The sequence below is a fragment of the Sorangium sp. So ce834 genome (assembly GCF_051521425.1).
GTDB lineage: Bacteria > Myxococcota_A > Polyangia > Polyangiales > Polyangiaceae > Sorangium > Sorangium cellulosum_D.
On record NZ_CP150351.1, the window covers coordinates 12,573,127 to 12,590,730 of the forward strand.

The 17,604-nt window shown below is 73.9% G+C and carries 17 protein-coding genes and 1 tRNA gene; 11 read left to right on the forward strand and 7 right to left on the reverse strand.

What is annotated here, in order from left to right; genetic code table 11:
* The first annotated feature begins 46 nt into the window (after nt 1–46).
* On the forward strand, nt 47–3,022 hold the full coding sequence (locus tag WMF20_RS46330) for a carboxypeptidase regulatory-like domain-containing protein (protein WP_437608139.1): 2,976 nt from the start codon (nt 47–49) through the stop codon (nt 3,020–3,022).
* A 79-nt stretch (nt 3,023–3,101) separates the two neighbouring features.
* On the opposite strand, the gene WMF20_RS46335 is transcribed toward WMF20_RS46330, so the two are convergent.
* Nucleotides 3,102–3,494, reverse strand: a complete 393-nt coding sequence (locus tag WMF20_RS46335; RefSeq protein WP_061623681.1) for a hypothetical protein — start codon at nt 3,492–3,494, stop codon at nt 3,102–3,104.
* A 214-nt stretch (nt 3,495–3,708) separates the two neighbouring features.
* Between WMF20_RS46335 and WMF20_RS46340 the strand changes: the two genes are divergently transcribed.
* Nucleotides 3,709–4,464 (forward strand): HAD family hydrolase, encoded by a 756-nt coding sequence (locus tag WMF20_RS46340; protein ID WP_129580202.1) that lies wholly within the window; start codon nt 3,709–3,711, stop codon nt 4,462–4,464.
* Nucleotides 4,461–5,765, forward strand: a complete 1,305-nt coding sequence (locus tag WMF20_RS46345) for a hypothetical protein (RefSeq protein ID WP_437608140.1) — start codon at nt 4,461–4,463, stop codon at nt 5,763–5,765. Before WMF20_RS46340 ends, WMF20_RS46345 begins: the two co-directional genes overlap by 4 nt.
* A gap of 42 nt (nt 5,766–5,807) precedes the next feature.
* On the opposite strand, the gene WMF20_RS46350 is transcribed toward WMF20_RS46345, so the two are convergent.
* Nucleotides 5,808–6,254: an acyl-CoA thioesterase gene (locus WMF20_RS46350; protein WP_437608141.1), complete on the reverse strand. Its 447-nt coding sequence runs from the start codon at nt 6,252–6,254 to the stop codon at nt 5,808–5,810.
* A gap of 152 nt (nt 6,255–6,406) precedes the next feature.
* On the opposite strand from WMF20_RS46350, the gene hpt reads away from it, so the two are divergent.
* Nucleotides 6,407–6,928, forward strand: a complete 522-nt coding sequence (gene hpt, locus WMF20_RS46355; RefSeq protein ID WP_061622783.1) for a hypoxanthine phosphoribosyltransferase — start codon at nt 6,407–6,409, stop codon at nt 6,926–6,928.
* Entirely contained in the window at nt 6,925–7,248 is a 324-nt protein-coding gene (locus tag WMF20_RS46360) for a tetratricopeptide repeat protein (protein ID WP_129580205.1), read from the forward strand. The genes hpt and WMF20_RS46360 overlap by 4 nt, the downstream gene beginning before the upstream one ends.
* A gap of 39 nt (nt 7,249–7,287) precedes the next feature.
* Here the strand turns inward: WMF20_RS46360 and WMF20_RS46365 are convergent, their stop codons facing one another.
* From WMF20_RS46365 to WMF20_RS46375, 3 genes are all read right to left on the reverse strand, one after another.
* On the reverse strand, nt 7,288–8,679 hold the full coding sequence (locus WMF20_RS46365; RefSeq protein WP_437608142.1) for a replication-associated recombination protein A: 1,392 nt from the start codon (nt 8,677–8,679) through the stop codon (nt 7,288–7,290).
* Nucleotides 8,676–9,320, reverse strand: a complete 645-nt coding sequence (locus WMF20_RS46370; protein ID WP_437608143.1) for a TlpA family protein disulfide reductase — start codon at nt 9,318–9,320, stop codon at nt 8,676–8,678. Before WMF20_RS46370 ends, WMF20_RS46365 begins: the two co-directional genes overlap by 4 nt.
* Before the next feature lie 164 nt (nt 9,321–9,484).
* On the reverse strand, nt 9,485–10,183 hold the full coding sequence (locus WMF20_RS46375) for a YggS family pyridoxal phosphate-dependent enzyme (RefSeq protein WP_437608144.1): 699 nt from the start codon (nt 10,181–10,183) through the stop codon (nt 9,485–9,487).
* A 219-nt stretch (nt 10,184–10,402) separates the two neighbouring features.
* Between WMF20_RS46375 and WMF20_RS46380 the strand changes: the two genes are divergently transcribed.
* Together WMF20_RS46380 and WMF20_RS46385 are read left to right on the forward strand one after the other, a co-directional pair.
* Nucleotides 10,403–10,849, forward strand: a complete 447-nt coding sequence (locus tag WMF20_RS46380; RefSeq protein WP_437608145.1) for a hypothetical protein — start codon at nt 10,403–10,405, stop codon at nt 10,847–10,849.
* Nucleotides 10,850–11,004: 155 nt separating this feature from the next.
* Complete coding sequence (locus WMF20_RS46385) at nt 11,005–11,466, forward strand: hypothetical protein (RefSeq protein WP_437608146.1); 462 nt, start codon at nt 11,005–11,007, stop codon at nt 11,464–11,466.
* A 292-nt stretch (nt 11,467–11,758) separates the two neighbouring features.
* On the opposite strand, the gene WMF20_RS46390 is transcribed toward WMF20_RS46385, so the two are convergent.
* Complete coding sequence (locus tag WMF20_RS46390; RefSeq protein ID WP_129580209.1) at nt 11,759–12,262, reverse strand: cyclic nucleotide-binding domain-containing protein; 504 nt, start codon at nt 12,260–12,262, stop codon at nt 11,759–11,761.
* Nucleotides 12,263–12,514: 252 nt separating this feature from the next.
* Nucleotides 12,515–12,949: a GNAT family N-acetyltransferase gene (locus WMF20_RS46395; protein ID WP_012240797.1), complete on the reverse strand. Its 435-nt coding sequence runs from the start codon at nt 12,947–12,949 to the stop codon at nt 12,515–12,517.
* 173 nt (nt 12,950–13,122) lie between these two features.
* Between WMF20_RS46395 and rpe the strand changes: the two genes are divergently transcribed.
* The 4 genes from rpe (at nt 13,123) to WMF20_RS46415 (ending at nt 16,701) form a co-directional block, all read left to right on the forward strand.
* Nucleotides 13,123–13,836, forward strand: a complete 714-nt coding sequence (rpe, locus tag WMF20_RS46400) for a ribulose-phosphate 3-epimerase (RefSeq protein WP_129580210.1) — start codon at nt 13,123–13,125, stop codon at nt 13,834–13,836.
* Complete coding sequence (locus WMF20_RS46405; RefSeq protein ID WP_437608147.1) at nt 13,833–15,335, forward strand: hypothetical protein; 1,503 nt, start codon at nt 13,833–13,835, stop codon at nt 15,333–15,335. Before rpe ends, WMF20_RS46405 begins: the two co-directional genes overlap by 4 nt.
* 175 nt (nt 15,336–15,510) lie before the next feature.
* Nucleotides 15,511–15,597: transfer RNA gene (locus WMF20_RS46410), tRNA-Ser, on the forward strand.
* Nucleotides 15,598–16,254: 657 nt separating this feature from the next.
* Nucleotides 16,255–16,701 (forward strand): hypothetical protein, encoded by a 447-nt coding sequence (locus WMF20_RS46415; RefSeq protein WP_437608148.1) that lies wholly within the window; start codon nt 16,255–16,257, stop codon nt 16,699–16,701.
* Nucleotides 16,702–17,604 lie beyond the last annotated feature (903 nt).

Consider the following 17,604-nt stretch of genomic DNA (forward strand, 5'->3'; position numbering starts at 1 on the left):
CCCGGGCGTTCGGCGTTTCGGCGGATCCGGAGTAGAGATCCACGCCGTGGCCGAGCAGGACAAGCAACCCGCAGCGGAAGCCGACCGGCCCGAGCGCCGGTCGCGCCTCGATACCGTCCTGGCCGCGATCGCCGCGCTGGTCTGCTTCCTCGCCGCGACCACGCTGCGCGATCTGGGCCCGCGATTCCTGCCGCAGGCGCCGATCCCCGCGCCGCCGGTGCCCGCCTGGGTCGAAGGGCGCGCCGCCGATCTCACCGCCACCGTGCGCGACGAGCAGGGGCGCCCGCTGAAGGACGCCACGGTGCGCGTCTTCGCCCTGCGCGAGGACCGCGCCTACTTCGCCGGCGAGCAGAAGACCGATCCGGCCGGCGAGGCGCGCTTCGCCGGCCTGCCGTCCGGGGAGACGTGGGTCCTCGCGTACGGCGCGGAGCGGGCCCGCGCCTCGGCGCGCCTCGCCCTCGAGCCGGGCCCCCGCGCCGTCGACCTCGCGCTGCGGCCCGCGAAGGTGCTGGACGTGCTCGTCGTCGACGAGGCCGAGCGCCCGATCGACGGCGCCGAGGTCACGGTCGCGACCGCCGATCCCCTCCCCTTCGTGGCGACGACCGCCGAGGGGGGGCGCGCGCGGTTCGAGCGGCTCGGAGCGGCGCCCTACGTCGTCCGCGCGTCGGCGCTCGGCTTCGAGGACACCGTGCGGACGGGTATCGTGCCGGGGCCGGTGCCGCTCCGGCTCCGGATGGATCGGCTCGGCGCGCTGACGGTCCGCGTGGTGGACGCGGAGGGGCAGCCCGTCGACGGCGCGACCGTGCTCGCCGCCGGCACCGGCCTGTGGCCGGCGCGCAGCACGACCACCGACGCGACCGGCGCCGCGAGGATCGCCGGGCTCCGCGACGGGGTGTACGACCTCAAGGCGCGGCGCGGCGCCGCCGTGAGCGCGACCGCGCTCGCCGTGCCCGTGAAGCGCGGCGAGGGCAAGGAGGTGAAGCTCGTCCTCGGGCCCGGCCGCCACGTGCGGATCCTCGTGACCGACGGCGACGGCGAGGGCGCGCCGCCCGTGAAGGGCGCGAACGTCGTGCTCGTCGAGCAGGGGCTGTCGGCGTTCCCGCTGCACGGGCGCACGGGCGACGACGGGTCCGTGTCGCTCGGGCCCATCGCGCCGGGCTACGCGAGCGCGTCGGCCCTCGCGGCCGGCTTCGTGCCGAGGAACGCGGTGCAGGTCGAGGCCGGCGCCTCCGAGGTCCGCATCCCGCTGCTCCGCGGCGGCGCGCTCGTGGGCGAGGTCGTCGACGATCGCGGCTACCCGGTCCCGGGCGCGACCATCGAGATCGTCGGGGCCGACGCCGAGGGGATGCCCATCGACGAGACCACCGCGATGTCCGAGTTCAGGGACGAGCACTTCGAGCGCGCCCTGCCCGGCCCGGCGCCGCTGATCCCGGCGGGAGAGCTCGGGGTGATGCCCGGCCCCATCCCGGACCTGCCGCGCGGCGACGCGATCCTCCCGGTCGCGGCGGCGCGGTCGGGCGACCCGTGGGTCACGCGCGCCGACGGCACCTTCCGGGCCGAGCCCGTCACCCCGGGGCGCGTGCACGCGATCGTCCGGCACCCGGAGTACGTGGAGACGCCCAGCGAGGTCGTGACGCTCCCGCCGGGCGGCGAGGCCCGCGTGCGCGTGGTGATGCGCCAGGGCGGCCTGCTCGAGGGCCGCGTCCTCGAGGAGGACCGCAGGCCGGTCGCCGGCGCGCGCGTCGAGCTGGCCGCGACCGCGGGCTCGCTCGAGCGGGTGACGTACTCCGCCGACGACGGCACGTTCGCGTTCGCCGCGGTCCCCGACGAGGTGCTCGTCTCGGTGTCCCGGCCCGAGTCGCCCGGGGACGTCGTGGCGCGGCTCGTCGTCGAGGTCCCGGAGCGCGATCGCAAGGAGATCGAGGTCGTCCTCCCGAAGGTGCGCGAGGCCGTGGCCATCCGCGTCACCGACGATCGCGGCTACCCGCTCGACCGCGCCGAGGTGCGCGTCCTCTCGCTCGACGTCGCCGTCCCGCTCCGGAAGACGCTCTTCACGGACGACGGCGGCGACGCGCTGCTGCCCGACGCCGCCGGCCTCCCGCTCCGGATCAGCCTCGTGCGCTCCGGCAGGGCCCCGCGCGTCGAGCAGGTCGACGCCGCGCCGAAGGAGCTGCGGCTCGAGATGCGCGCCGCGCTCAAGGCCACCGGCACCGTGACCGGGCGCGGCGGGCGCGAGCGGCTCGAGGGCGCGCGGATCACCTTGTTTTCTCCGACCGGGCCGCGCCGCGCCACGAGCGACGCGGAGGGCGCCTTCACGCTCGGGGACCTCGCGCCGGGGCAGCTCCGCATGACGGTGACCCGCGACGGGTTCGCGCCGGCCACGCTGCGGGTCACCCTCGCCGGCGACCGCGATCGCCCGACGGACCTCGGGCGCATCGACCTGTTCGAGGCCGGAGAGGTCGCCGGCCAGGTCGTCGATCCGCGCGGCGATCCGGTCGCCGGGGCCCGCGTGGCGCGCGACCGCGTGCCGACGTACCTGCCGCTCGGCCCGCTGCCGCCGGGCGTCGTGCTCACCGACCGGGACGGGCGGTTCCAGCTCGGCGGCCTGCCCGAGGGCACGGCGGTGCTCGAGGCGTACAGCGCGGATCTCGGGCGCGCCGAGTCGCAGCCGGTGCAGGTGCGGGCCGGCAGGACGACCGAGCGCGTCCGGATCGCGCTGCCGGGCGACGGCGCGCGGCAGGACCCGAAGGGCGCCGGGAGCCTGGCGGTGACGCTCGGCGAGGAGCGCCGGACCGTGACCGTGGTGTCGGTGCCCCCGGCGAGCGAGGCGGAGGAGGCCGGCATCGAGCCCGGCGATCGGCTCCTGTCCGTGAACGGCGTCGAGGTGCGCTCCATCGAGGAGGCGCGGCGGCGGCTCACCGGGCCGCTCTCGGAGGACGTGGTGGTGCTGCTCGCGCGCGACGGCGAGCGCGGCGAGGCGCGGTGGCTCACGCGGGTGCGGCGGGAGCGGGTGCGGCGGTAGGCGGCCGGGCCCTCGCCCGGCCGGTGCGCCCGGCGGCGGCCCCCGGCGGGCGCGCGGGGACTGCGGGCGCCGCCCGAGCTCAGTTCTTCGCCTTGGCCAGCACGATCGCGCGGCCGTCGCCGATCTCCCAGCGCAGCGTCTGATCCGTGGCGAAGCGGAACTGCGCCTCGTCGAGCCCGCCCTCGGGGCGGAGGAACGCGACGGTCACCTGATCGCCCTCGGCCTTGGTCACCTTGAAGGTGCCGCTGCGCGGCGTCTCCGCTGGCAGGGTCACCGTCACCTTGGCGCCGTTGAACTCGAGCGCCGTCCCCTTGACCCACCCGGTCGCCTTCGTGAGCTGCTCCACGGGCGCGTTCTCGATGGACTCGCCGTACCAGCGCCCCTGAAGGCGATCGCGAGGGGTCTTCGAGCAGCCCGACACGGCGGTCAGCGCCATCGCCAGGGCCAGAGCGGTCATGATGCGGTTCTGCATGGGCCTTCCTTCAGGAGCTCGAGCGCCCCCGGTGTGGAAAATCCTACGAAGAATGGAACACAATGGTCAACAATGTGGGATGTTTCTGCACACTTACCGACTCGTGGGCCGGGCTTCGGGGGCGGACACCGCGGCTTCTGGGGCGGGTGAGTTCGCGCTATAGGGTTCCTCCCGAGGAGCGGCGCGGGGCGCGCTCCCTCACGGCGCGACGACCTTGAGCACGCTGTTCTACGAGAAGCGCCTCGTCCCCCTCGAGCGGACGCGGCTCCTGGACTCCATCGTCGAGCGGGCGGCCGACCGATCCGAGGGGCCGCCCGTGATCGTCTTCGATCTCGACGGCACCCTCATGGACAACCGGCCGCGGGTGGTCGCGATCCTCCACGAGCTCGCGGAGGAGTGGCGCCGCAAGCACCCGCACGTCGCCGCCCTCCTCGAGCGCGCGTCGCCCGAGGGCATCGTGTACGGGTTCCAGGACAACCTGCGCCGGCTCGGCGTCGACGACGAGTCGCTCCACCTGCACGCGTTCGAGTTCTGGAAGGCCCGCTTCTTCAACGATCCGCACATCCGGCACGACGTCGAGGTGCCCGGCGCGAGCCGGTACGCGCGCGAGTGCCATGCGGCGGGGGCGACGCTCGTGTACCTCACCGGGCGCGACCTCCCGAACATGGCGCTCGGCTCGTTCGCGAGCCTGCGCGACCTCGGCTTTCCCATCGGGGTCATCGGCACGGAGCTCGTCGTGAAGCCGCGGTTCGAGATGCCCGACACCGAGTTCAAGCGGAGCGTCGCCCCGCAGCTCTCGCGGCTCGGGCGCGTGATCGCGGCGTTCGACAACGAGGCGGCGAACTGCAACCTGCTCGTGGACTGCCATCCCCGCTGCACCGCGGTCTTCCTGGACACGCAGTGCGCGCCCGACCCGCCGCCGCTCGACCCGCGGGTGCAGGTGATCCACACCTTCGAGCGGGAGCCGTGATCCGCGCCCGCATCGCCGCCATCGCCCTGCTGCTCGCCGCCGCCGGCTGCGAGCCGTCGCGCCAGCAGCCCGCCGGCCTGGTGGAGGCCGGGGCGAGCCCGAACGCGAGGATCCTCCCCGCGCCGCTCGCGAACGAGGCGCCGGACCTGCTCGACGCCTCCACGGTCGAGGCCAGCGCGAAGCTCGTGTCCGACGACTACGGCCGGCTGATCATGTCCGAGGCGAGCCAGCAGTCGCCGCAGCCGCTCTCGCCGGCGACCCCCCTGCCCGACGATGCGCTCTCGCCCCGCGAGCTCTCCGGCGTCACGCTCGAGGCGGCCTTCCGCTGGCGCGACGTGCCGCAGCCCCCCAAGGCGCCCGAGGTGGCGGCCGCCGGGGTCCACGCGGCGCAGCGGCTCACCGACCTGTCGTGGAAGGTCGATCTCACGGAGACGGGCCGCATGCGGGTCCAGTTCACGTCGCGCGCGCTGCCGCTGCCGCCCGGCTCCGAGCTCCGCGCCCGCCACGACGTCTACGGGGAGATCCTGCTCTGGCCGGCCTCGGCCCAGTACCGGGTCTTGCCGCCGGGCGCGCTCCGCACGCTGCTCGGCGAGCGGCGCGTCGACGTGACGCCGCTGTCGGCCGGCTCGGCGCGCCCGGTCGGCGAAGGCAAGCGGCTCGAGGTCGACGTCCGCAAGGTCGAGGTGCACGCGAGCCTCGGCGCGCTGTACCTAGAGCTCGGCAGGATGCCGGAGGCCGGCGACGGGGGGCCCCTGCTCTGCCGGGCGCTCTTCGAGATCCTCGGCGTCGATCCGAAGTCGCCCGAGTGCGTGGCCGGCGAGGTGCCGCTCTACGCGAGCTATGCCTGGCAGAGCGGCGGCGGCGTCGCGTTCGAGGTCACGTCGGCCGTCCGGCGCACCGATCTGCTGTCGACCGACCTGCTCATGCCGCCCCCGAGCTCGGCGTACGCCGCCGCGGGGCTCCCGTCGGCGCAGGGCGGCGTCTTCCTGACGCGTGATGAGCTCGCGGCCATCCGGACCGAGCCGCTCCCGCTGCCCGCGAGCGTCGACCCGGGCGCGCCCGGCGAGGGCTTCGTCGCGGTCAACCAGACGGACGCGCTGTACTACCTGCTCGTCGACGGCATCCCCGCGGTCGGGGTGCCTCCGATGAGCGAGCGCTACGTCGCCGGCCCCCAGCGCGGGCGCTACGTCGTCCAGTGGCGCACGTTCCTCGGCGAGAGCATCGACCCGCCGCAGACGGTCGAGATGCCGGCGCGCCTCGTGCGCAGCGGCGCCGACGCGGGCGCGGCGGACGGCGACTGAGCGGCGCGGCGGGAGGCGGCCGAGCGGGCGCGGCGGGCGGCGCTAGCCGCCGGGCGCCGTCTCGGGGCTCGACAGGAGCCTGGCGATGTCGTCCGGGATCCGCGTCAGCGTGAGGTTCGAGCCGAGGCACGCGAGGAGGATGTCGCCGTCGCAGATCACGTCCTCGCCCCGGAGGATGCGGTAGCTGAACCGCGCGGTCACCCGCTGGACCTCGCGGCAGGTCGTCTCGACCATGAGGTCGTCGCCGAAGCGCGCCGCCTTGCGGTACTTGATCCGCAGCTCCGCGACCGCGAGATGGAGGTCGCGCCGCACCATCTCCTCGTAGGAGACCCCGCGGCGCTTCAGCCAGTCGATGCGGCCGGCCTCCAGGTAGACGACGTAGTTCGCGTGGTGGACGATGCCCATCAGATCCGTCTCGCAGAAGCGGACGGTCAGCGGGGTGCGCGAGGTGAGGTGCGGGGGCGCGTCGGGCGGAGGAAGGGGCTGCATCGCGAGCGGCGCGGAGACTAACCCACTTTCGACCCGGCGGGCGGAGCGGCCGCGCGACCTGGCATCCGCGCTCCGAGGCGGCCGGCGGCGCGCGGGGGCGAGGACGTGCCTCGGCGCTGGTGGCGGGGGCGCCGCGATGCTAGCGCGGCGCCATGGCGAATGTCCGGACGCTGCTGTCCGCCGAGCAGATCGGCGCCCGCGTGCGCGACCTCGGCGCGCAGATCACCAAGGATTACGCGGAGCGGCGGCTCGTGCTCGTCTCCGTGCTCAAGGGGAGCTTCGTCTTCACCGCCGACCTCGCGCGCCACATCGACCTGCCGGTGCGCATCGAGTTCCTCGGCGTGCGCAGCTACGGCGAGGGCACGGACTCGACCGGCGTCGTCCAGATCACGCAGGACCTGACGCGCCCGATCGAGGGCGAGGACATCCTCCTCGTCGAGGACATCGTCGACACCGGCCTCACGATCTCGCACCTGCTCCAGCTCTTCCGCACGAGGATGCCGAGCAGCGTGAAGGTCTGCGCGCTCCTGCACAAGCCCGCCCGCGCGCGGGTCGAGGTGCCGATCGACTACCTGGGCTTCACGATCGAGGACAAGTTCGTCGTCGGCTACGGGCTCGACTGGGCCGAGCGCTATCGGAACCTGCCGTTCATCGGCGTTGTGGAGGCGACGTGAGCAAGCGGCTGCTGATGCTCGAGAAGATGACCCGGGACGGGTCGAAGGACCCGTTCCACTGGTACGCGCTCGCGCTGGAGTACTCCGGGCAGGGCCGCCAGGACGACGCGCTCGCCACGTTCACCGCGCTCCGGGCGATGGACCCGGGCTACGTGCCGATGTACCTGATGTGCGGGACGATGCTGGTGAAGGCCGGCCGCCTCGACGAGGGGCGCGCCTGGCTCAGCGACGGCATCGGGGTCGCGCGCGGCAAGGGAGATCAGCACGCGCTGAGCGAGCTCCAGCAGGCGCTCGCCGGCGCGGGCGACGACGACGCGTGACGCGGTGAGGGCGACGCGCGGCGCGCCCGGCGCCGCGCCTCAGCCGCCCTCTCCCCCGCCCTCGCCGCGGATCCGGCGGAGGCGCTCGCCGATCGTCCGCTCGTAGCCGCGGTCCGTCGGCTCGTAGAACCGGCTGCCGACGAGCGGCTCGGGCAGGTAGGCCTCGCCCATCGCGACGCCGCCGGGCTCGTCGTGCGCGTAGCGGTAGCCCTCGCCGTAGCCCTCGTCGCGCATCAGCCGCGTGACGGCGTTGCGCAGCGTGAGCGGGACCGGCAGCGCGCCGTGCTCGCGCACGGCCGCCTGCGCCGTCTGCCAGGCCGCTTTGCACGCGTTCGATTTCGGGGCCGTGGCGAGGTACAGCGCCGCCTGCGTGAGCGGGTAGAGCCCCTCCGGCATGCCCATGCGCCGGAACGCGGCGTCCGCCGCGACGGCGACCTCCAGGGCGCGCGGGTCGGCGTTTCCGATGTCCTCGGAGGCGAAGATCATCATCCGGCGCAGCAGGAAGAGCGGGTCGTCGCCGGCCTCGACCATGCGCATCAGCCAGTAGACGGCGGCGTCGGGATCGGAGCCGCGCATCGACTTGATGAAGGCGCTGATGACGTTGTAGTGCTCCTCGCCCGCCTTGTCGTAGAGCAGCGTCTTGTGCTCGCTCGCGCCGGCGATGAGCTCGCGCGTGATGGTGGTCGCGCCCGCGCGCGCGGCCTCGTCCGCGGCGATCTCCAGCGTGGTGAGCGCCCTGCGGGCGTCGCCCTGCGCGAGCGCCGCGATCGCCGCGAGCGCGTCGTCGTCGGCCGAGACCGCGCCGGCGAGCCCGGCCTGTGACTCGAGGGCGCGGCGCAGGAGCTCGACGAGCTCCGCGGCGTCGAGGCCCTGGAGGCGGAAGACCTTGCACCGGGAGAGGAGCGGCGCGTTCACCGCGAACGACGGGTTCTCGGTGGTCGCGCCGATGAGGGTGATCGTCCCGTCCTCGACGTGCGGGAGGAACGCGTCCTGCTGGGCCTTGTTGAAGCGGTGGATCTCGTCGACGAACAGGATGGTGCGCTTGCCCTCGTACGAGCGCGCGGCGCGCGCCTGGGCGAGGATCTCGCGGAGCTCCGGCACGCCGCCGAGCACGGCGTTGAAGGGGACGAAGCGGGCGTTCGTCGTGTGCGCGACGACGCGCGCCAGCGTCGTCTTGCCGGCGCCCGGCGGGCCCCAGAGGATCATCGAGGGGATCCGGTCGGCCGCGATCGCGCGCGCGAGCAGCTTGCCCTCGCCGAGGAGGTGGCCCTGGCCGATCATGTCGGCGAGCGAGCGCGGGCGCATGCGCTCGGCGAGGGGCACCGCGGCCCGGAGCTCCGGCTCGCGCTGCCGGGCGGCGTCGAAGAGGGTCGGCTCGTCGCCCGCGGGCCGCCGCCGCGCGCCGCCGCCGCCGCCGCGCGCCGCGCTCATTCGAAGACCGACCTCGCGCCGGCGCGCTCCGAGAGCAGGACCTCCACGGCGCGGCGCGCGATCGCCGGATCGCGCCCGACCCACCGCACGGTGCCCGCGCCGTCGACGACGAACGTGAGGGGGACCTGCGCGACGCCGTAGGTCCCGGTGAGCCGCTGGCCGAGATCCGCGACGATGGGGAACGTCGCGCCGAGCTCGTACGCGGCGGCCTCGGCGGCGGCCTCCGAGTCGTCGACGTTCACGCCGATCACGGCCACCCCGTCGGCCTTGCGGTCGCGCCAGAGCTCGTCGAGCGCCGGCAGGGTCCGGCTGCACGACGCGCACCAGGACGCCCAGAAGTCGATCACGGTGACCCGCGTCCTCCGGGTGCCGGGCACGCCCACGGTGACCGCCGCCGTCGACTCCGCGTGGAACTCCGGCGCGGCGCTGCCCACGAGCGGGTGGCGCACCGAGGCAGGCATCGCGCCCGGCCCGCACCCGAGCGAGAGCGTCGCGCAGGCCGCGGCGCTCGCGAGGGCGCCGGCGCGGACGGCCGCGCCGAGGCGCGGCAGGGCGGAGCGCGCCGTCGCCGCGGGCGTCGCGCGGCCCCCGCTGACGACGCTGACCGAGGAGGGCTTGTTCTCCGCCTTCGCCTGGAGCACGCGGGGAGTTTAACGTCCCGGCGCGCCATGTCCGAGGGGCGCAGGGCGAAAAAGAGCGCGCGGCCGGCGGAAGGAGCGGCCGCCGCGGCCGGCGCGGAGACCGGCTCGATGGATCGGCAGCCGCGCCGGAGTGCCGGGAGCGCGCCGCGCGCGAGGCGCCGGCGTTACCCGCGGGCCCCGAAGATGGCGGTGCCGACGCGGACGAGCGTGGCGCCTTCGGCGATGGCTGCCTCGAAATCGTGCGACATGCCCATCGAGAGCTCGGGCAGCACCTCCTGGCCCCCGTGCGCGTCCCGCAGGGCGCGCAGCTGCGCGAAGAACGGGAGGACGTCGGCCGGGTCCTCGAGGAACGGCGCGATCGTCATGAGGCCGATCGGCCGGAGGTGCGCGCACCGGGCGACCGCGGCGGCGAGCGGCGCCAGATCGCCGGGCGCGCAGCCACCCTTCGACGCCTCGCCGCCGACGTTCACCTCGACGAGGACGTCGAGGGTGCGGCCGAGCGCGGCGGCGCGCCGATCGAGCTCCACGGCGAGCTCGTCGCGATCCACGGAGTGCACGACCTGCGCGACGCGCGCGACGAGCTTCGCCTTGTTCCGCTGGAGCCGGCCGATGGCGTGCCACACGAGCCCGTCGAGGTCGGCGAGCGCCTCGGCCTTCTCGACCAGCTCCTGCGCGTAGCTCTCGCCGAAATCGCGCTGCCCGGCCGCGTAGGCGGCGCGGACGGCCTCCGCGGGCTTCCCCTTGGACACGGCGATGAGCCGGACCTCACCGGGCGCGCGCCCGGCGCGCGCCGCGGCGCTCGCGATCCGTCGCCGCACCTCTTCGAGCCGCGGCGCGATGTTCTCCAGGTCTTCAGAAATCACGCCGCACGATACCGCGAGCCGCCGCCGCGGACACGAGGGCGCGCCACCGCGCCGGAAGCGGCAGCGCGGGCCGCGGCGGACGCCGGCGCGCCATGCCGGATCCCATCGCCCGGGCGGCGTGCCAGAGTGTGCCTGAGGACCGCGACGATCGCTGGTCAATCCCTTTGATTTCGATGCTTTACGCGTGGCATGTGGATTGCCATACTCCGCGTACCCGCCATGCGAAGCCTGCTGTTGCTTGCCCTGCTCCTCGCGGTTGGATGCACGTTCAACCCGCAGCCCGAACCGCCGTTCCAGGACGAGGATCCCTCGCCGCCGGGGGCGACCGCCACCGGGGCCGGCAGCACGGGTGCAGGTGGCGCCGGAGCCGGCGCTGGGGCCGGCGCTCCGGATCCAGCATCGGGCAGCGGGGGCGGGGGCGGCGCCGGCGAGACGGGCAGCGCCACGAGCACGGGCAGCGGTGATGCCGGCGGCGGGGGCGGCGCCGGCGGTGAGGGCGGCGAGGGCGGCGCTGGCGGGACCGGCGGCGAGGGCGGCGAGGGCGGCGCTGGTGGTGCGGGCGGCCAGGGCGGTGCCGGCGGCGCCGGTGGTGAGGGCGGCGCCGGTGGCGGCCAGGGCGGCGAGCCCTGCGGCGACGGTGGCGCTGGAGGTGTGGACTGCGGCTGAGCAAGCGCGCAGCCCGACCTTGACGGCGGCGCCCGCGCCGTGCAGACGCGAGCGAAAGCAGGCGGCTCATCGCGCTCGACGCCGCGCTCCCGCGGACGAGAGGGCGCTGCGCAAGCGGCAGGGGATTGCGCAGGGTGCTATTGAGGGGAGAGCTTATGCGCAAGCTTGTCGTCCTTCTGATGGGGCTGGTGCTCGCGGGCTGTGGCTTCAACCCACAACCCGAGCCGCCCCTCTCGGGTATCGGGTGCGCTGACTGCGAGGGCGTCGTCGCGGCCGGGGCCGGAGGGGGCAACGACACGACCGAAACCGATGGGGATGACGGCAGGGGCGGCGGCGGCCTCACCCCCGGCGAGGCCGGCCCGGGCAACGCTGCCTCGGCCGGCGCTGGCAGCACGGGTGGGACCGGGACCGGCGGCACGACAAGCTCGGATAACCCCGTCGGCACCGGTGGCGCAGGCGGCGCGGGCGGCACCGGTGGTGCGGGCGGCACCGGTGGCGAAGGCGGCGCGGGCACCGGCGGCGCAGCTGGTACAGGCGGCGCGGGCGGCGCTGGCGGCGAAGCTGGCGCGGGCGGCGCGGGCGGCACCGGCGGCGCGCTCGGCCAGGGCGGCGCGTGAGGCGACCGATGGGCCAGGCGCCCTCACGCCGAGCGCTCGACGCTGCCTCGTAGCCCGACGGCGGCGCTGGTCTCCGGGGTACGCCCGGGAGACGGTTCCTGAACGCCTTCCCGCACGCGACAGCGTAGCTGCGGCGCGCGGGCAGCTTCTGCAGTCGCGCGCCGACCGCGGCGGCAGCTGGCGCCCGCAGCCGTCGCAGCCGCCGCATTCGCGCCGGTAGCCGGCGTCACGCGCCGACGGCAGCGGCTGCCCGCGCCCGCAGCTCCGCCCTGCGACGCCGTGAGCGCGCGGCTCAGATCCCGGGTCGGCGCGGCCGCGTGTACTCGTCGAGCATGTTCGCGACGAGCTCGGCGAGCAGGCTGTCCGCCACGCGAAGGCGGCGCGACATCTCGCGGGCGATGTTCAGCACGAGGAGGGTGTACGACTTGAGGTCGCGCCGGTAGAGCGCGTCGAGATCGTGGGCGGTGACGCGCATCAAGCGCGACGGGGCGATGGCTCGCACGGTCGCCGAGCGGGGCATCACGTCGAGGATCGACATCTCGCCGAACCAGTCGCTCGGCCCAAGGACCGCGACCCTCGCCTCGACGTCGCGCTTCGAGCGCTTGAGCACTTCCATCTCCCCCGCGAGCAGCACGAACATCTCGCGGCCGCTGTCGCCTTCGCGGAAGGCGACGGCCCCCGGCTGCAGCTCGAGCAGCTCCAGCGTGTCGGCGAGCCCGTGGAGGACGTGATCGCCCAGGCCGCCGAACAGGCCGATCTCGCGCAGCTGCGCGACCAGCTCAGCGTCGCGGCTCACGGGGATGCACCGAGGGCGCCTGCGGCGACCACCACGTCGGCCGACCCGACAACGCCTGCCACCACCTCGCGACCGTCTCCGCCTTCTCGCATCGCTCCACCTCGCGGCTCCGAGCCGATGTATCGCGCCTAGAGCGTACGCCGCAACCTGTGGACGTCAACGCTCGCCCTCGCGGCGCGCTCGTCGAGCCGCCTCGCGGCGCGCTCGGCCCCGAAGCTGCGCTGCCGCCGAGCGCGCCTGGCGCGAGCCGCATCAGAGATCCTTGGTGAACACGATCCGTGGGCGCCCAGGCCCGGCGTAGTCCTCGACCTCGGCCGCCGACCAGCCGACCGCCGCGTGGAAGCGCACGGAGCCCTCGTTGCCCAGGGTCGTGATCGCCTTGAGCTGCCGGCAGCCCTCGCGGCGGCAGTCCTCCTCGAACGCTGCATAGAGCATCCTGCCGACGCCGCGCCGGCGGTAGTCGGGGTGAATGCCGACGAGGTGCACGTACCCGACCGCCGCGTCCGGGCACCTGAACCCGAGCAGGAAGCCGACAAGCAACCCGCGATCCTCGACGACGCGGGCAAGCCGCCCGAGCTCGTAGAAGAAGATCGGGTGCGCGAGCGCGCTGGTCGGGCCTGCCCACCACCGATCGATCTCGCCCACGATCCGGTCGTAGTCGGGCTTCGTCAGCGGCCGTGTCTCCATGCATCACCTCACTCGAACGGTTCGGGATCCTGCCTTCGGTCTGCAGCGCCGCCGCGCAGGGCACGAGCGACTCGCGCAGACCTGCGCAGCCTAGCAGCCGCGCCGGCCTCCTCGTAAGCACGCTCGTGGATGCCCCGCTAGCCGCCGCGCGTCACGCCTGCTAGCGCTACCCCGTGCGTCACGACAAAATCATCGTCGCTCCGTCGATCCTGTCGGCTGACTTCGGTCGTCTCGCGGAGGAAGTGCGGGCCGCCGAGGCCGCCGGCGCCGACTGGATCCACGTCGACGTGATGGATGGCCGGTTTGTGCCAAACATTACGATCGGACCGCTGGTCGTTCGCGCGGTTCGCGCCGCGACGCGTCTTCCGCTCGACGTGCACCTGATGATCGTGGAGCCCGAGCGCTACGTGGACGAGTTTGCGGCCGCCGGCGCCGATCGGATCTCGGTCCACGTCGAGGCGTCGCCGCACCTGCACCGGACGGTCCATCAGATCCGGGAAGCTGGCGCGCGCCCCGGCGTCGTGCTGAACCCTCACACCCCGGAAGAGTCGATCCGGCACGTGCTGCCCGATCTGGATCTGGTGCTGGTGATGAGCGTCAACCCCGGGTTCGGCGGCCAGCGGTTCATCCCGGGGGCGCTCTCCAAGCTGCGGAGCCTGCGCCAGGCGATCGATCAGGCGGGCCTCGACATCACGCTCGAGGTCGACGGCGGCATCGCTCCGTCGACGTCGGGGCAGGTCGTCGCGGCCGGGGCGAGGGCGCTCGTCGCCGGCTCGGCCGTGTTCGGCGCCGCGGCGCCGGGCGAGGAGCTGTCGTTCGACGCGCGCGTGGCGCGGTACGCCGAGGCGATCCGGGCGCTCCGCGCGCCCGCCGCGGAGCAGCTGTGACCCAGCCCAATGCCCGAGCGGCGGCGGCGCGGGGGCCCGCGGCGGGGCGCGCGGCGGGGCGCGCGGCGGCGGCGGTCATCGGGGCGGCGCTCGTCGGGACGGCCGCGCTGGCTGGCTGCGCGCAGCCGGCTGCACCTGCGGCGCCGCCGCGCGCGCAGGCCTCGGACGCGGCGCGCCCTGCGCCGCCTGGCGCGCCTCCGCCCGCCGGCGGCGCAGATCCGGTCGGCCAGGGCGAGCTCGACGACGACGCGGCCCGGCTGACCCAGGACGAGGTCGCGCGCGTGCTCGCCCGCGTGGCGAAGGCGCGCGGCCTGCCGGTGCTCCGCGAGGTGCGGAGCCGCGTGCTCACCCGCGGCGAGATCCTGGCGCGGGTGCGCGCGCACGTGGAGCGCGAGATCCCCGACGGCGTGCTGGATCACCAGCGCGAGGTGCTCGCGGCGCTCGATCTCATCCCGGCCGATTACGACTTCACCGCCGGGATGTACCGCCTGCTCGAGGGCCGCATCGCGGGCTTCTACGAGCCGGAGGACGCGACGATGTACCTCGTCGACGATCTCAGCGAGACCGAGGCCGAGGAGACGCTGGCGCACGAGCTCGTCCACGCGCTCCAGGACCAGAGCTTCTCGCTCGGGAAGCTGCTGCGCTTCAAGGCGGGCGACAGCGATCGCCTCGCGGCCACGCACGCGCTCGTCGAGGGCGAGGCGATGAGCGCGATGTTCGATGTGCTGGTCGGCTCGGCGTTCCAGATGGACGAGTCGACGCTCCGGAAGCTCGTGGCGATGTCGACGGCGCTGTCGTCCGTGGGCGACACGCCGCTCGTGCTGCAGGAGTCGCTGGGCGCGCCTTACACGGACGGCTTCGCGTTCGTGCAGGCGCTGCGCCGGGACGGCGGCTGGGCCTCCGTGGACGCGGTCTGGCGCGCGCTGCCGGAGACCACCGAGCAGCTGCTGCACCCCGAGAAGCTCGCCGCGCGCGAGCCCGCCGTCGAGGTGGCTGTCCCGACCGCCGCGGCGCTCGGTCCAGGGTTCCGCGTCGTCTTCGACGACGTGATGGGCGAGCAGGCGCTGCGCATCACGTTCGCGGCCTACGGGCACCGCGAGGCGGCCATCGGCGCGGCGGCCGGGTGGGGCGGGGATCGGTACGCGGTGGTCCAGCGGGACGATCCGCAGGACCCGACGCGGCGAGCGTTCGCGCTCGCGTGGCGGCTGCGGTTCGACCGCGCGGCCGACGCGGCGGAGGCGGGGAAGGTGCTCGAGCGCCGCTTCGGGAAGGCGTGCCAGCAGCGCGCGTCGCTCGGGCCGCTCGCGTGGACGGCGCGCGGGAGCGACGTGGCGATCGTCGCAGGGCCGTACGAGCGGCGCGGGGGAGGGGAGGTCCGCGCGGCGGGGACCTGCGCGGGCGCGAAGACGTGGCTGGCGGAGGTGCTGAAGGGCGGGGTAGGGGAGAAGGCGGCGGGCGCGACGGGGGGAGCGGCGGCGGGGAACGGGGGACGGAAGTAGGGGGAGCGCTCGAGAAGGGCGGGGAGGGGAGAGAGACGCCGATGTGGAGGTGGAGCTCTGCCGGATGCGTGCTGGTCGAGCTCAGGGGCGCCCCACGGACGGCCGGTGCGGCGCGAGGGCGGGCGTTGACAGGCGGCTCGGGAACGGGCACAAAAGCAAGTCGTTCTGAGTATTTGGAGGAGTGGCCGAGCGGTCGAAGGCAGCGGTTTTGAAAACCGCCGTTGGGGCAACTCAACCAGGGGTTCGAATCCCTTCTCCTCCGCTGAAATCTGCTGTGAGTTCCGGCATTTGCTGCGGTCGTGGGGTGGGCCGAGAGAGGACCACGGCGGACAGGAGGAGACCCGAGATCTGGCAAACTTTTGGCAGGGCGCCCCCTTGTCCGGCGCCCGCTCCGGGACCGTTCCTGTGCCTGAGCCGCTTGAACCGGACCCCCTGCGAGTTCGACGGCGAATGTACGCGGCGCTCCTGCCCAACGGTCCCCTCGCTTGCCGTACCAGTAACCCGTGCCCGATCGTAAGGGGACGTGTTCGGCGCTCCAGCCTCCCACCAGTTTCGGCCGCTTCGTCCCCCCGGGAAAGCAGCGGCGTGGATGTTATCCCGCAGTCGCCTCCCTCTCTTGAACCGGCGACCGCCACGGGCGCGGGCTGTGCCTCCACCTGAACGGGGCCGAGCTTGACGACCTCTGCGAGCCGCGAAGCAATCCAGTGTAGCGTCGGACGCTTCGTCCTGTCGGCGATCACCTCAATCAGGCGAAAGGATTCGCCAGAGCGGCCTAACCACCTCAGGAGGACGTCCAGGTCGCGAAGCTGACCCCGGAGGCCAAGCGCGTCGTGAAGGGCACGTCGCTCGAGAACAAGAAGAGGGCGCTGCTCGCGCTCGCGCGGCTGCCGAAGGAGAAGCACGCGATGACGCCGCGACTGTGGCGGAAGCTGTGGAGAAGCCACACGGCAGGGGGAAGGTGTCGGTGCAGTCGAGCCAGGCGCCGGCCGTGGCGGGGGTTCTACCGCACCGACCCACGGGCGTCGCCGTCGTCATGCGCACCGTGACGAAGATCCCCGAACGGTGCTGGCCGTGTGGCGCCCCCGGACTGAACTCCTGCAACCACCGCGGGAGGTTGGCGCGAAGCCCCTCCGGTGAGCTTGTGGAGGTCACCTACGAGTACGAGACGGAGGACCTACGCCAGAGCAAGGTCATCGCCCGCGTGATCTCGGGCGCGAACGCGATGATCAGAGCCCTCGGCGCGATGCCACCGAGCGAGGAACGCGCGAAGCTCGTCCGCGAAGCGGTGGACGTCATCAGGAAGGGGGCTCCGGACCGTCAATGCGATCGTCAGCCCGATGCTCGAGCGCGTGCGACGCCCGCATGACCGGGTCCGTACGGAGCGAGTCACGTCGCTCGACCTCCACATGGCGCGCGTTCCGACCGGCGGCGTCGTACTCAGTTCGCCGAACACGGGCATCATCCCCGCCCCTGCAGTTCCGTCGAGGCTCAGGCCTCGCAGCCAGTCTGTAAGAACGGATACCCGATGCACGGGCCGCCGTGGCGAGACCGCGCAGGGCTCTCGCGGCCAGGGCTGGTACGCTCGCACGAGCTCCTCCACGATCGGTTTGCAACCGGGCAGACGCCTTCGAGCGTTCCATTACACCTGCCGTCCCGTGAGGACAGGCTCGTGAACTCTTTGGGCGCCTGCGGTCACGCAGTTCCTCCGGCTGCCACAGGGCAACTCGGCCAGCTCAAGCATATCGAGCGCCTGGACCTGAGCTTCGATGCTCGGTCCGGAATGCTCGTATGCCAAGCTGAGCGCCTTCAGGTGCAGGATCTCGTGACGCGTGCTCGCGGTAACGTGCCACCTGAAGCCAGCAAATCGCGTGAAGTCACCTGCGCAACGCCTGCCGCGGGTCATCGGGGGAATCGGGCCGGTACCTGCTCGCCTCGATCGCCTGTGAGCCGCCGAGGAGCACGATCTACAGAGATCCTGGCGGTCCTCACGAGGCGCTCAACGGTCGTCCCAGCGGCTCGACGCCGCGGCCGGCCGCGCCGGCCTCGCGTGCACGGCAAGGTACTTGCCGGAGCTGTCCGTCGGCGTGCGCGGCGAGCGGGCGGTGCGCCTGTGTGGACAAAGCTGCGCTAGAACAAGTAAATGCCCGTCCTCGTATCACTGAACCTTCGGCCAGCATGACACGCGCGCGCGGCATGTGATTTACAAACGTGCGGCTTGAACACACCCCGGCACGATGAGGGCGGCACGTCAACGATCTGGAACCGGGCC